This is a genomic window from Pseudomonas sp. NFACC25, assembly GCF_900100935.1.
GTDB classification, from domain to species: Bacteria; Pseudomonadota; Gammaproteobacteria; order Pseudomonadales; family Pseudomonadaceae; genus Aquipseudomonas; species Aquipseudomonas marginalis.
Window position 1 is genome coordinate 100,589 of sequence record NZ_FMUC01000004.1, and the last position, 14,161, is coordinate 114,749.

Sequence of the window (14,161 nt, forward strand, 5' to 3'; positions counted from 1 at the left end):
TCACTCATGAACGTGGGTCGAAGGCATCACGTAATGCCTCGCCGATAAAGACCAGCAGCGACAGGATCAGCGCCAAGGTGAAAAACGCCGTCAGGCCCAGCCACGGCGCTTGCAGGTTCTGCTTGCCCTGGGCAATCAGCTCGCCCAGTGACGCACTGCCCGCAGGCATGCCGAAACCGAGGAAATCCAGGGCGCTCAGGGTGGAAATCGCCCCGGTGAGGATGAACGGCAGGTAGCTCAAGGTGGCGGTCATGGCGTTGGGCAGGATGTGCCGGCGAATGATCTTGCCGTCGCCCAGGCCCAGGGCCCGTGCGGCCTTGACGTACTCCAGGTTGCGCCCGCGCAGGAACTCGGCGCGCACCACATCCACCAGGGCCAGCCAGGAAAACAGCGCCATGATCCCCAGCAACCACCAGAAGTTCGGCTCGACAAACCCCGACAGGATGATCAGCAGGTACAGCACCGGCAGCCCGGACCACACTTCAAGGATGCGTTGGCCGAGAAGATCCACCCAGCCGCCGTAATAGCCCTGCAAGGCCCCGGCGGCGATGCCGATGGTGGCGCTGATCGCGGTGAGTGCCAGGGCAAACAGGATCGACACCCGCGCACCGAAGATCACCCGCGCCAGCACATCCCGCGACTGGTCATCGGTACCCAGCCAGTTCACCGTCGAGGGCGGGCTGGGGGCCGGGCGGGTCAGTTCGTAGTTGGGCGTGTCGTCGCTGAACGGGATGGGCGGGAACAGCATCCAGCCGCCGTCCTGCTTGATCAGCTTTTGCACGTAGTCACTGCGGTAATCGGCCTGGAACGGCAGTTGCCCGCCGAACTGCTGCTCGGTGTAGCGCTTGAACGCCGGGAAATACAGCTCGTTCTTGTAGCTGAGTACCAAGGGCTTGTCGTTGGCGATCAATTCGCCGCCCAGGGTCAGGATAAACAGCCCGATAAACAGCCACAGCGACCACCAGCCGCGACGGTTTTTCTTGAAGCGTTCGAAACGCCGACGGGCCACGGGAGACAGGTTAAGCATCAGGCGTTCCTCGCGGCGAAGTCGATACGCGGGTCCACCAGGGTGTAGCAGAGGTCGCCGATCAGTTTTATCAGCAGGCCGAACAAGGTGAAGATAAACAGCGAGCCAAACACCACCGGGTAGTCCCGGGACACGGCCGCTTCGTAGCTCATGCGGCCGAGGCCATCGAGGGAAAAAATCACCTCGATCAACAGCGAACCGGCAAAGAACACACTGATGAACGCCTGGGGAATCCCCGAGATCACCAGCAGCATGGCGTTGCGAAACACATGGCCGTACAGCACCCGCCGTTCGCTCAGGCCCTTGGCGCGGGCGGTCACTACGTACTGGCGCGTGATTTCATTGAGGAACGAGTTTTTGGTCAGGATGGTCAAGGTGGCGAACCCGCCGATCACCAGTGCGCTGACGGGCAACACCAGGTGCCAGAAATAGTCGGCGATCTTGCCCACGGTGCTCAGCTCGGCGAAGTTTTCCGAGACCAGCCCGCGCACCGGAAACCAGTTCAATGACGTGCCTCCGGCGAACACCACGATCAGGAACATCGCGAACAGGAACGCCGGCATCGCGTAGCCAATCACAATGGCGGTGCTGCTCCACACATCAAAGCTGCTGCCATGGCGCACCGCCTTGCGAATGCCCAGGGGGATCGACACCAGGTAGGTGATCAGCGTGGCCCACAGGCCGAGGGAAATGGTCACCGGCATTTTTTCCAGGATCAGGTCGATCACGGTGGCGCCGCGAAAGAAGCTGTTGCCGAAATCCAGCTGGGCGTAGCTCTTGAGCATCAGCCACAGGCGTTCCGGCGCGGGCTTGTCGAAGCCGTATTGTTTTTCGATGTCCTTGATCAGTTTCGGGTCCAGCCCGCGGCTGGCACGGGAGCCGCTGCTGACACCGTCGCCGGATGAGCCGCCGACCGCGCCGCCGCCGATGCCCTGCAAGTGGGCGATGGCTTGTTCCACCGGTCCGCCGGGGGCGGCCTGGACGATCACGAAGTTGACCAGCAGGATGATCACCAGCGTCGGGATGATCAGCAGCAGGCGCCGCACGATATAGGCAAACATCAGCGAGCTCCCGCGCGTTTTTTCAACTCGGCATTCATTTGTTCATTGGTCAGCGGGGTAGGGCTGATTTCCCACCAGGTTTCCAGGGCTTCATCATTCCTGGCCTCGATGGCCGGGCGGCCGAAGCGGTTCCACCACGCGGCGGAGGTGCCGGGCGGGTAGTAATTGGGGATCCACAGGTAATTCCATTGCAGCACCCGGTCCAAGGCATGGGCATAGGTAAGCATCTGCGCCTGGGTGTCGGCCTTGACCAGGCCCTTGATCAGGCTGTCGACGGCCGGGTCCTTGAGCACCATGTAGTTGTTGGCGCCCGGATCGAATGCGGCGGTCGAGCCGAAGTAGTTGTACAGCTCCATGCCGGGCGAGGTGGTGACCGGGAAGCCGGTGACGATCATGTCGTAGTCGCGGGCCATCAGGCGGTTGACGTATTGCGAAGAATCGATGCGGCGGATGTTCAAGGTAATGCCGATCTGTGCGAGGTTGCGTTTGTACGGCAACAGCAGGCGTTCCAGCCCGTTCTGGGCATTGAGGAAGGTGAACTCCAGCGGCTCGCCCTCGGCGTTGACCAGTTTGTCGCCGTCTGGCTTCCAGCCGGCTTCTTCCAGCAGCGCCAGGGCTTGCAGCTGTTTGTCGCGGATCATGCCGCTGCCATCGGTGACCGGGGCCTTGAACACCTGGGTGAATACCTCGTCGGGAATCTGCCCGCGCAAGGGTTCCAGAATCGCCAGTTCTTCCGGGGTGGGCAGCTGGGTGGCGGCCAACGGGCTGTTGGAGAAGTAGCTTTGCTGGCGGATGTACAGGTTGCGCATCATCTGCCGGTTGGCCCATTCGAAGTCCCACAGCATCGCCAGGGCCTGGCGCACGCGACGGTCCTTGAACATCGGTTTTTGCACGTTGAACACATAACCCTGGGCCGGTTGCGGCATGTCCTTGGCCAGGTGCGCACGTTGCAGGCGGCCATCGTCCAGGGCCGGGCCGTTGTAGCCGATGGAATAGCCGGTGGCGGAAAACTCACGGTTGAAGTCGTAGGCGCCACCGCGCAGTACCTGGCGGGCCACTTCGGTGTCACCGAAGTACTCCAGGCTCAGGTGATCGAAGTTGTACAGGCCGCGGCTGACGGGCAGGTCCTTGCCCCACCAGTCGGGGTCGCGGGTAAAGGTGATGGTGCTGCCCGAGTCGATCTTGCCGACCTTGTACGGGCCGCTGCCCAGTGGGGCTTCGTAGCCACCGCCGTTGGCGAAGTCGCGGGTTTTCCACCAGTGCTCGGGAAACACCGGCAGGGTGGCGACATCCAGGGGCAGGGTGCGGTTTTCATTGCTGGAGAAATCAAAACGGACCTGGCGCGGGCCTTCGACTTCGACGTGCTTGACGTCGGCGAACAGCGTGCGAAAGCGCAGGCTGCCTTGGGTCATCAGCAGGTTGAAGCTGTAGCGCACGTCTTCGGCGGTGATCGGCTTGCCATCGGCAAAGCGCGCCTTGGGGTTGAGGAAGAAGCGCAGGGACAGGCCGTCCTCCGCGCGTTCCATCTTCTCGGCCACCAGGCCATACACCGTATAGGGCTCATCCAGGGAACGCAGGGCCAGGGGCGCATACAACCAGCCGTCGACCTGGGAGACGCCGATGCCTTTGTCGATATACGGCAGCACATGGTCGAAACGCCCGATCTCCAGCGCCGAGCGCCGCAGGCTGCCGCCCTTGGGGGCGTTGGGGTTGGCGTAGTCGAAATGGCTGAAACCGGCGGGATACTTGGCCGGTTCGCCGTACACGGTCATGGACGGTTGGGGCGCCGCGATCACGGCGCTGCTGGCCAGCAGCAGGGCCAGGGAGGTACTGAACAGTCTGGAAAAAGCCAATCGCATTGTCAGCCTTGAACGCCGGGTGAAGAAGAATAAGGATTTGTACGCTAACGGCATCAGCGTCGCCAGTCGTCACATGCACAACGGCCCACCAAGAGGCGGGCCGTTGTTTCAAGCAGCAGCGCGGACGGGATCAGTCCTGGCGGCTGGTGACTTCCAGCAGGTGGTAGCCGAACTGGGTTTTTACCGGGCCTTGCACGGTGTTGACCGGGGCGCTGAAGACGACGGTGTCGAATTCCTTGACCATCTGGCCTGGACCGAACGAACCCAAGTCACCGCCCTGGCGGCTGGATGGGCAGCTGGAGTTGGCTTTGGCGACTTCTGCGAAATCGGCGCCGCCTTCGATTTGGGCCTTGAGTTCGTTGCACTTGTCTTCAGTGGCAACGAGGATGTGACGGGCGGTGGCTTTGGCCATGGGGATTAACTCCTTGAGTAAAAACGGTGAGCGTACCGGATTCAGGCGGTTATTTCCTGGCAAAGTTCCGCTGGGGTTCAGGTTGGGGCGTTGGGCTTGGGTATTGGCGTGATGGAGTGAGACCCAGAGCAGGCTGGTATCTACCTGATGCATAGAGATCACATGTGGGAGGGGCGGTGCGACGATTCGACTTGCTCCCGATGGCGGCCTGATGGCCGACCAGGATTTGGGATCAGACCGAGTACATATCCGTTGCTGCGGTAACGGCCACCTAGGGTTCCGCCCTTACGGCGGCTCACTTTGGAAAAGCCCCAAAGTAAGCAAAGGGCTCTTGCCCCAACACTCGGCACCTCGCCTAGGCTCGGTGTGCCCTCACTCCGGCTTGACTCCGTGGGCCGCCGTCATGGGCCATCCCTGGCCCAGGACGGCTAACCCGGCGTCCTGCCGGGTTACCCACGGATTCAAGCCTGCGTTCGGCCAGCGTGTTTGACGGGGCGCCTGAGATCAAGAGCAACAGCAACAGCAACAGCAGTGTTACGTCTGACGTTGCTGGAGTTATCTGATGTCAGGTCGAATAAGCCTCCATCAATTCAAGACGATATAGTCGTTCTGCTGAATGATCGGCCGATGGGCGCCTTGCATCAGGTGAAGGTAGCGGCCGTCCACCAGGTCGATGGGCAGGCAGTCGTCGATATCCATCACGCCGTCGGTGTGGGCCTGGGACCAGTGGCGCAGCATTTGTTGCTTGCCCTTGCTGGCCGCCTCCCGTTTGTTGCGGGCGACCACCAGCAGGTAGTGGTGGGCCTCGCCAAAGCTATTGGTTTCATAACCGCCAAGGTTGATGAAGTACAGGTGATGGGCGTCGGCAGCGGGGGCCAGGTGGCTGAGTTCGACTTTCCAGCCGTCGACGCCGTCCACCGCCATCCACGAATCGATATGCACGCCCTTTGGGCTGCCAAACCAGCCCTCGCGCAGTTGCGGGTAGGTGCCTTCCAGGGTGTCTGCTACGGCGAACACCACATCGTGCACTTCAATCCTTGCCCGTGGGTGCTTGCCCCCTAGCATCACGACAAACAGCATTGCAGGTCCTTACTGGCGACTTGGCAAAGGGCAACCATACTTCGATTGAACCCTTTTGTCCGGTCAATGCCACACTGTTAATTCGCGAACTCATCAGGAGGTTGTCATGCGCACCATTGATCTGGCGGGTGTTCCCGTCCCTGTCATCGGCCAGGGAACCTGGCGCATGGGCGAAGACCCGGACCGGCGCCGCGCTGAAGTCGCGGCATTGCAACTGGGGATCGACGAGGGCATGACCCTCATCGACACCGCCGAGATGTATGGCGAGGGTGGCGCCGAGGAAGTCGTCGGCGAAGCCATCAGCGGCAGGCGTGACCAAGTGTTCCTGGTGAGCAAGGTCTACCCGCACAACGCCAGCCAAAAAGGCGTGCCCCGTGCCTGTGAAGCCAGCCTCCGGCGCCTGGGCACGGACTACATTGATCTGTATCTGCTGCATTGGCGTGGCCAGTACCCCCTTGAAGAAACTGTCGAAGCGTTCGAGCGCCTGCGTGAGGCCGGCAAGATCGGCCGCTGGGGCGTCTCGAATTTCGATGTGGCCGACCTGCAGGAGCTCGCATCCCCGGCCTGCGCGACCAACCAGGTGCTGTACAACATCGAAGAGCGCGGGATCGAATTCGACCTGTTGCCCTGGTGGCAACAACACCATTTGCCGCTGATGGCGTACTGCCCGATTGCCCAGGGTGGGGCGTTGCTGTCCAGCCAGACCCTCAAGCAGATCGCCCGCCGCCACGAGGTCACGCCTGCCCAGGTTGCCTTGGCCTGGGTGCTGCGCCAGGACGGTGTGATCGCCATTCCCAAGGCGGTCACCCCGGAGCATGTACGGCTCAATGCGGCCGCCGCCAAGGTGGTGCTCGATGAGCACGACCTGGATGCCATCGACCGGGTGTTCGGCGCACCCAAGCGCAAGCATCCCTTGGCGATGGTGTAGTTGCCTGGCAGAAACGGTGCCGTCCCTGGCTCCCGTTCCTGCTCAGGTCCGACTTAGCCCGCTACCGGGTTGCGCCAGTCATCCGATCCGGATGTGCCCGACACTTCGTGGGTCCACACGATCTTGCGATAGGTGAAGTACACATCCTCCAGGTGAGTGAAGTGGGCATTGTCCGGGTCCTGGCAATTGGGCATGCGGGACTGGATGTCCACGAGCGTCGCGCCCTCCAGTTCTATCGTGAAGTAGTGCTCCTGGGTGCCGGCCGATGATGTGCGGAACCACTCCAGTCGGCATTTGACCTCTTCACCGCTGGTCAATGCGCTGAACAGCAAGGGCGATGACTTATCGAAGACCTTGCTGATCATCAGCGGCTTATGGACCCTCTGGCCCGTCGGCTGACCCGACTGCGGATCGCGGGGGATGATTACTTGATGAGCAAAGGCCTGGACCAGAATCTGGTCTTCATGACCTTCCTGATAAATGTTGCCTACCGAGTCCTGGGTAAATGTGCCTGCCGTAATCAAACCTTGTTTGACACCGGTGATGGAAAGATACGCGGGTGTTGGCATGACGGGTTTCCTTGTCTGATTGATGAAGTAGTTCCAACGGTTAATCGTGCCGGTTGGGAATGTGGTTATTACAAGAAGCGTGCCGGAAAGTGCGGGAACCAATACGGACTTGGCATGCTGTGGATATAGGCGTTTGGTTTAAACGGGTATTATGGTTTTTTTGGCTGTTTTACGGAAAGTGTTTGCGCATAAGTGCGCATTTAGTTGCTCATATTGCTACGTCTCTTAGTAGTTGGTTTTCCGCTGGGGTTAGGTGAACTACATCTCTGTAGCTGCGCAAAAGTCTGCATATGCCTTGGTTTACGGGGTGTGTAGGAAATGTCTTAAGTGTGAGCCTGTTGCTTGCTGGATGTTATTGTCGTGGCTAAGGTTTACGAACTTCGCGGCGAATCAAGCGAAGGGTTCATGGCGATCTGGTGTGAAAGTTAAATGCACTTAGTTTGTCTCTCGTGCCTTGGATAGTCGAGTGCGCTCCTAAATGGTCCATTCAGAAAAACTCTGCGCTTATTACCTCGAGCTTGCCCGGCAGCCCTGTTTGCCAGCGAACTTTGCCGGCAGTGATATGCGCTATTCAAATGAATATGAAACCCTGGAGTCCGAACTGGCAAAGATGCAGTCCATGCATGGCGCCGGCCAGCCGGACTGGCAAAAGCTCCTGGAAATCAGCGAATGCCTGTTGCGTGAGCAGTCCAAGGATCTGCGCGTGGCCGTCTGGCTGACCTGGGCGCTGTACCACCGCGAGTCCTTTGCCGGACTGCTGGCTGGCCTCGGGTTGCTGCGCCATCTGTGTGAGCACCATTGGTCGGCGGTATACCCTGGAAAGCTGCGCACCCGCGGCGCGGCGTTCGGCTGGCTGGTCCTGCGCCTTGAGACACTGCTTGTCCAAGACCTGTCGGTTCAGGACCAGCAACCCCTATTCCAGTCCATGCTTGAACACCTCACGCGCCTTGATGAACTCTGGACTGCACATTTGGGAGGCGACACGCCGCTGTTGCTGCCGATTCGCAAACAATTGGAGCAGTGGTTGGCGCTTGCTGTGCAAGGCCATCCCCCTGTCGCCGGGTTGAACGCCGCCGTTGCGCAAGTGCAACCCGCTGCTACGCCATCCTCAACGGCCAAACCGACGGTAAACAACGAAAAAGACGCGCATGAATTGCTGTATGCCTTGCAGGAACAAGCTCGTCCGTTGTGTGCCTGGTGGTTACGCCAGGACGCCGCCGACCTACGGGCCTTGCACCTGAGTCGAACGCTGGCCTGGCTGTCAATCGTCCGCTATCCGGATGCCAACGGTGAGCGAGTCACCGCGTTGTGCGGGCCTGCCCCCGACAGACTCAAGTACTACCAGCAACGTTTTGCCCAAGGCCATCACGCCGAGCTGCTGCCTGAACTTGAGGCCGGCCTCTCAGGTGCGATGTTCTGGTTCGACGGGCTGTACATGCTCTGGCAATGCCTGGAAGCCCAGCAGGCGGAACTGGCCATGAGCGAGTTGGAAGTGAGTTTCGCCCTGCTGTTGCAACGATTGCCGGACTTGCCGGCGTTTCGCTTTCAAGGGGGCGTTCCTTTTGCCGACGACGCCACTCGCGACTGGATCGCACTGCATGTCTCCCATTACCTGCAAACCCCTGAGGCGCCCCGCGTGGGGGGCGATGCCGAGCCCTGGGAGATCGCCTTGCAGGATGTGCTACCGCGGCTGCGCAAGGATGGGCTCAAAGCCGCGGTACATGAGCTCAATCAAGGCCTCCATGCCGCTCGCAGCGATCGCGCCCGCTTTTATTGGCGGTTGGCCCTGGCGCGCTTGTGTGCACACGCTGGCAAACATGAACTGGCGAAGATCCAGCTCGAACAACTGGACTTCGAGCTGCAGCGCTCGGGCCTGGAGCGCTGGGAGCCGGAGCTGGCGTTTCAAGTGACACGCCTCTTGCACCGCTGCTGCGACCTGCTGCCACAAAACCATGCCGTGCGCGAGCGCAAGGAAGACACCCACCGCAGGCTGTGCCTCTTCGATCTGGAAGCGGTACTTGAATAGGCTTACGAGCCGCTTGAAAAGGAGATTTACCATGGCCAAAGAAGGTTCGGTAGCACCCAAGGAACGCATCAATATCACCTTCAAACCCGCCGTCGGCGGTGTGCGGGAAGAAGTCGAGCTTCCGTTGAAACTCCTCGTGCTGGGGGACTTCACCCAGCGTGAGGACCTGCGCAAGCTTGAAGATCGCAAGCCCATCGCCCTCAACCAGAACACCCTCGATGAGGTGTTGGCCAAACAGGCGCTGAGCCTGACGCTGAATGTCCCCAATCGGCTCCAGGACGGCGCCGAGGTCGAAGACCTGGCCATCCAGTTACGAATCAATTCGATGAGGGATTTCAACCCGGCGAACCTGGTGGAGCAGATCCCCGAGTTGCACAAGCTGATGGCCCTGCGTGAGGCGCTCATGGCGCTCAAGGGACCACTGGGCAACACGCCGAGCTTTCGCAAAGCCATCGAACAGGCCCTGGCCGACGACGAATCCCGTGCCCGAGTATTGGCGGAGCTGGGCCTGAGCGGCCGGACCGCCTGACATTCTTCAGTAAAAGGACACTGGCGCCATGACGACTCAACACACCTCGATACCCGTACTCATCACTGACGAGCACAGCATTCTCGACAACATCATCGCCCAGACTCTGTTGAGTGCGGATGATGAGGCCTACGGCATAGCCAGGCGTGGCGTCTCGGCATTTATCGAAGAGCTGATCAAGCCGCAGAACAGCGGGGAACCGGTCAAGAAACACCTGGTTGACCGGATGATTGCGGAGATTGACGAGAAGCTCGGTCGGCAAATGGATGAGATTCTGCACCACCCGCGCTTCCAGGCCCTGGAATCCTCATGGAAAGGCCTGCAGTTGTTGGTCGAGCGCACCAACTTTAGGGAAAACATCAAGATCGAACTGCTGAATGTCTCTCGGCAAGACCTGCTGGATGACTTCGAAGACTCACCCGAGGTGACCCAGTCCGGGCTCTATAAGCACGTCTACAGTGCGGAGTACGGTCAGTTCGGCGGTCAACCTGTGGGCGCAATCATCGCTGACTTCTTTCTTTCCCCCAGCGCCCCCGATGTGAAGCTGATGCAATACGCTTCCAAGGTCGCCTGCATGGCCCATGCACCGTTTATCGCGGCCGCCGGGCCGACTTTTTTCGGCTTGGAAAGCTTCACCGATCTGCCTGACTTGAAGGATCTCAGGGATCACTTCGAAGGTCCGCAGTTCGCCAAATGGCATAGCTTTCGCCAGAGCGAAGATGCCCGTTATATCGGGCTGACGGTGCCGCGATTCCTGCTGCGCACGCCTTACGATCCCCTTGAATGTCCGGTCAAGACCTTCGCCTACCGGGAAACCGTGGTGAACAGCCACGAGCACTACCTTTGGGGTAATACCGCCTACGCCTTTGCCACACGATTGACCGACAGTTTTGCGCGGTTTCGTTGGTGCCCGAACATTATCGGTCCGCAAAGCGGCGGCGCAGTGGAGGACTTACCCTTGCATCACTTCCACAGCATGGGCGAAATCGAAACCAAGATTCCCACTGAAGTGCTGGTATCCGACCGTCGCGAATACGAACTGGCGCAAGAGGGTTTCATTGCCTTGACGATGCGCAAGGGCAGTGACAATGCCGCGTTTTTCTCCGCCAGCTCGGTGCAACAGCCAAAGCGTTTCGGCATCAGTGCCGAGGGCAAGGAGGCCGAGCTGAATTACCGCCTGGGCACCCAGTTGCCCTACATGATGGTGGTCAACCGCCTGGCCCATTACCTCAAGGTCCTGCAACGGGAGCAACTGGGCTCGTGGAAGGAACGTACCGACCTGGAGCTGGAGCTCAACAAGTGGATTCGCCAGTACGTGGCCGACCAGGAAAACCCCAGTGCCGAAGTGCGTGGGCGGCGGCCATTGCGGGCGGCACGTATCGTTGTCAGTGATGTCGAGGGCGAGCCTGGCTGGTACCGCGTCAACCTGAGTGTGCGACCGCACTTCAAATACATGGGGGCGGATTTCACCCTGTCCCTGGTTGGCAAGCTCGACAAAGAATGAGCAGGGGCCAAGGGATGACGCGTAACCAAAACCTCTTCGAGCGACTTGAAAGTCCGGCCGCAAAATCATCATGTGCCGTGACGTCCGTCGCAGCTCATCTGGGAAAGATGCTCAGCATCCGCGCTGGCAGCGTGCAGACACTGGAGGATTACGGTATGCCGGATCTCAATGACATGAGCCAGAGTCTGCATGAGTCATTGAGCCAGTCGCGCTTGTTGATCGAGCGGTTTATCCGGGCCTATGAGCCCCGCTTGAAGGATACGCACGTGAGGGCGTTGCCTTGTGGTGACGATCCTCTGGCGCTGGCGTTTGCCATTGACGCCACGCTCTGCGTCGACGGGGTGACGCAGCCCGTGGTGTTCACCGCGCGCCTGCAGGATGCTGGACAGGTTGAGGTCTTGCCTGATGTCCTTTAACCACTATTACCAGAGCGAACTCAGTGCGTTGCGACAGCTCGGGCGGCGCTTTTCCGAGCGCAATCCTGCTCTCGCGCCCTTTTTAGGGGAGGCCGGTCAGGATCCGGATGTGGAGCGGCTGCTGGAAGGCTTTGCTTTCCTCACCGGTCGCCTGCGCCAGAAGCTGGATGACGAGTTGCCTGAGCTGACTCATTCCTTGATGCACCTGCTGTGGCCCAACTACATGCGGCCCCTACCTGCGTTCAGTATCCTGCAGTTCGAGCCGTTGAAACATGCGGGGCCCGGTGTGATGGTCGCACGGGATACACCGGTCGAAAGCGCTGCGGTCGATGGTGACCGCTGTCGTTTTCGAACCTGCTACGCCACCTGCATCTTGCCGCTGCAACTGAGCGCGCTGGAGTACTGCGTCCAGGGAGAGCAGGCGTTGCTGAGCCTGCGCCTGGACATGGGCGGCGAAGGCAATTTCAGCGAATGTGCGTTCGATCAATTGCGCCTGCATTTGTCGGGAGACCGCTACATCAGTCAAGCGTTGTACCTGAGCCTGTTGCGCGAGGTTGAGGGTATCGAGTTGCTGCCATTGGGCGGTGATGGGCTTGCGGTCAGCGGGGCTGATGGCCAGCCCCTGCTGTTGCGATTGGGTGGCGATCAGGTCAGTCCGGTGGGGTTCGCGGAGGAGCATGCGCTGATGCCTTATCCGCAGAATACCTTTCGTGGATACCGCCATCTGCAGGAGTATTTCGCCTTTCCTGAAAAGTACCTGTTCGTCGATGTGCTTGGCCTGGATGCGTTGCAGCGGTTGCCCCAGGACGTACTCAAGCAAATCTGCAGCGTCAGGCTGTGCTTCAAGTTACGCACCCGGTGCCAGGCAACCGGATACCCCACGATGGACAACGTGAGGCTGTACTGCACGCCCATCGTCAACCTGTTCAAACATGATGCGGTGCCGATTCGCCTGGACGGCAAGCAGGACGAATACCTGTTGATTCCTGGGGAATATGCGCGCGCAAACGCCTGTGTATTTTCCGTCGACAAGGTCACGGGCTGGCGCCCCGGCGGGCTGGGGTATCAGGCGTACGTACCGTTTGAATCCTTTGAGCACGACGGCGTTATCGATGCATCGGCAGCGCCCACCAGCTACAGCATTCGTCAGCGTGCTTCGGCGCATCATGCCGGGCTCGATACCTGGCTGGGGTTCGGAAGCGGGCGGGGGCATACCCAGGAAACGCTGTCGATCGAGCTGACATGCACCAATCACAACCTGCCTCGGCAATTGCAGGCAGGGGAAATCAATCAGCCCTGTGAGCAGACACCGGAGGGCTTGTCATTTCGCAATATCTGCGCACCGACTGCGAGTTTCGCACCGCCCCTGGACCAGGACTTTCTCTGGCGACTTATCAGCAACATGTCGCTCAACTATTTGTCACTGAGCGACATCAATGTCTTGAAGGTGGTCCTCGAAACCTATGACGTGCCGCGTTACCACGATCTGCAAGCGAAAAAGGTCAGCCAGAGAAGGCTGGGGGCCTTGCGATCCATCAGCCATACGGCCGTCGACCGCTTGCACCGGGGCATGCCGCTTCGAGGGGGGCGGGTCGACCTGAGCATTGATTCCCAAGGTTTCCTGGGGGCGGGCGAAGCGTTTTTGTTCGCCTCGGTGCTCAACGAGTTCTTCGCGCTTTATGCCAGCCTTAATGCCTACCACGAGCTGCGTGTCATCAGCACACAAGGAGATGTGTACCTATGGCCACCTCAGATGGGGCAGCAGCCCCTGCTTTGAAGCAACTGTGCCGTGCCATCCGTGAATATTCGCTGTTCCAGGCGATTTCGCAGGTGATCAAGCGCCTGCGCGATGCCCATCCGCTACTGGATGACAACGCACTCTATGAGCGGCTGGAGTTTCAGGCCAACCCGGGTCTTGGTTTTCCCGGTCACGATATTGACCGGTTGGAGTTTTTTGTTGAACACGATCAATTGCGTGCGCGTCTTCGCCTCAATGTCCTGGGCCTCTGCGGCGCAGGTTCACCCTTGCCGGCCTTTTACGGTGAGCAGGCGAGTGCCGATGGAGCGGGCGGCCACGCGACTCGAGACTTCCTGGACCTGTTTCACCATCGTCTGCAACGGCTGATGCTGCCGATCTGGCGCAAATACCGCTACCAGGCGTGTTTCCAGGCGCAGGCGCGTGATGCTTTTTCCGAGCAGATGTTTGCGTTGATCGGGTTGAGGGGCCAGCGCATCCGTACCGCCGCGCAGTTGGACTGCAAGCGACTGTTGCCCTACCTGGGGTTGCTTGGCCTGCGGGCGCACTCGGCGGCGGTGATCGAAACAGTGCTGCGTTACTACTTCGGGCATGAGCGCATGTTTATAGAGCAATGGGTGGAACGCACGGTTGCCATTGCTCCCCCGCAGTTGAACCAGCTTGGCTGTGCCAACAGCCTGTTGGGCTTCGACCAGGTACTGGGAAGCCGGATCACCGACTGCAACGGTAAGTTCCGGGTGCATATACAGGATCTGGATTGGCAGCGCTTCCATGGTTTCTTGCCGACGGGGTCGGAGTATCCACTGCTGTGTTCGTTGGTGCGACTGGCTGCACGAGACCCGCTGGAGCATGACCTGCGGCTGGTGCTGGCCAAGGAGGCGCTCAGGCCGTTGCACGTGGGTGAACACAATGTCTGCAGGCTGGGGTGGACCACTTGGCTGGCACACGAGTGCGCCGATGGTGCGGTCATCGTGGCCAGCAATGCTCACTAGGG

General features: G+C 60.0%; 13 protein-coding genes. 7 read left to right on the plus strand and 6 right to left on the minus strand.

The features are described 5' to 3' along the window. Positions 1–4 precede the first annotated feature (4 nt). The 5 genes from BLQ09_RS11440 to BLQ09_RS11465 form a co-directional block, all read right to left on the minus strand. Positions 5–1,027 (minus strand): ABC transporter permease, encoded by a 1,023-nt coding sequence (locus BLQ09_RS11440; protein WP_065927157.1) that lies wholly within the window; start codon positions 1,025–1,027, stop codon positions 5–7. Then, positions 1,027–2,088: a microcin C ABC transporter permease YejB gene (locus tag BLQ09_RS11445; protein WP_027608619.1), complete on the minus strand. Its 1,062-nt coding sequence runs from the start codon at positions 2,086–2,088 to the stop codon at positions 1,027–1,029. Before BLQ09_RS11445 ends, BLQ09_RS11440 begins: the two co-directional genes overlap by 1 nt. Then, entirely contained in the window at positions 2,088–3,947 is a 1,860-nt protein-coding gene (locus BLQ09_RS11450; RefSeq protein WP_092356765.1) for an extracellular solute-binding protein, read from the minus strand. The genes BLQ09_RS11445 and BLQ09_RS11450 overlap by 1 nt, the downstream gene beginning before the upstream one ends. Positions 3,948–4,077: 130 nt before the next feature. Next, positions 4,078–4,359, minus strand: coding sequence for a peptidylprolyl isomerase (locus BLQ09_RS11455; RefSeq protein ID WP_003208024.1), 282 nt, complete (start codon positions 4,357–4,359; stop codon positions 4,078–4,080). A gap of 585 nt (positions 4,360–4,944) precedes the next feature. Then, positions 4,945–5,439, minus strand: a complete 495-nt coding sequence (locus tag BLQ09_RS11465; protein ID WP_027608617.1) for a DUF1543 domain-containing protein — start codon at positions 5,437–5,439, stop codon at positions 4,945–4,947. A 106-nt stretch (positions 5,440–5,545) separates the two neighbouring features. Here BLQ09_RS11465 and BLQ09_RS11470 point away from each other — a divergent pair, with 106 nt between their 5' ends. Then, positions 5,546–6,367, plus strand: coding sequence for an aldo/keto reductase (locus tag BLQ09_RS11470; RefSeq protein WP_027608616.1), 822 nt, complete (start codon positions 5,546–5,548; stop codon positions 6,365–6,367). 53 nt (positions 6,368–6,420) lie between these two features. Here BLQ09_RS11470 and BLQ09_RS11475 read toward each other — a convergent pair whose 3' ends face one another. Further along, positions 6,421–6,936 carry an Hcp family type VI secretion system effector gene (locus BLQ09_RS11475; RefSeq protein WP_027608615.1) on the minus strand — a complete coding sequence of 172 codons (516 nt, stop codon included), beginning with the start codon at positions 6,934–6,936 and terminating at the stop codon, positions 6,421–6,423. Positions 6,937–7,414: 478 nt separating this feature from the next. Here BLQ09_RS11475 and tssA point away from each other — a divergent pair, with 478 nt between their 5' ends. From tssA to tssG, 6 genes are read left to right on the plus strand one after another with little or no spacing between them, the layout of a single operon-like run. After that, positions 7,415–8,962 carry a type VI secretion system protein TssA gene (gene tssA, locus BLQ09_RS11480; protein ID WP_027608614.1) on the plus strand — a complete coding sequence of 516 codons (1,548 nt, stop codon included), beginning with the start codon at positions 7,415–7,417 and terminating at the stop codon, positions 8,960–8,962. A gap of 31 nt (positions 8,963–8,993) precedes the next feature. Next, positions 8,994–9,491 carry a type VI secretion system contractile sheath small subunit gene (tssB, locus tag BLQ09_RS11485; RefSeq protein ID WP_027608613.1) on the plus strand — a complete coding sequence of 166 codons (498 nt, stop codon included), beginning with the start codon at positions 8,994–8,996 and terminating at the stop codon, positions 9,489–9,491. Positions 9,492–9,519: 28 nt separating this feature from the next. Continuing rightward, positions 9,520–10,995, plus strand: coding sequence for a type VI secretion system contractile sheath large subunit (tssC, locus tag BLQ09_RS11490; RefSeq protein ID WP_051429442.1), 1,476 nt, complete (start codon positions 9,520–9,522; stop codon positions 10,993–10,995). A gap of 14 nt (positions 10,996–11,009) precedes the next feature. Then, the gene (tssE, locus tag BLQ09_RS11495) at positions 11,010–11,411 is read left to right on the plus strand and encodes a type VI secretion system baseplate subunit TssE (RefSeq protein WP_027608611.1); all 402 of its coding nucleotides are present in this window, start codon (positions 11,010–11,012) and stop codon (positions 11,409–11,411) included. Further along, positions 11,401–13,188 (plus strand): type VI secretion system baseplate subunit TssF, encoded by a 1,788-nt coding sequence (tssF, locus tag BLQ09_RS11500; RefSeq protein WP_092356768.1) that lies wholly within the window; start codon positions 11,401–11,403, stop codon positions 13,186–13,188. The genes tssE and tssF overlap by 11 nt, the downstream gene beginning before the upstream one ends. Beyond that, entirely contained in the window at positions 13,152–14,159 is a 1,008-nt protein-coding gene (tssG, locus tag BLQ09_RS11505; protein ID WP_027608609.1) for a type VI secretion system baseplate subunit TssG, read from the plus strand. Before tssF ends, tssG begins: the two co-directional genes overlap by 37 nt. The last annotated feature ends 2 nt before the right edge of the window (positions 14,160–14,161 follow it).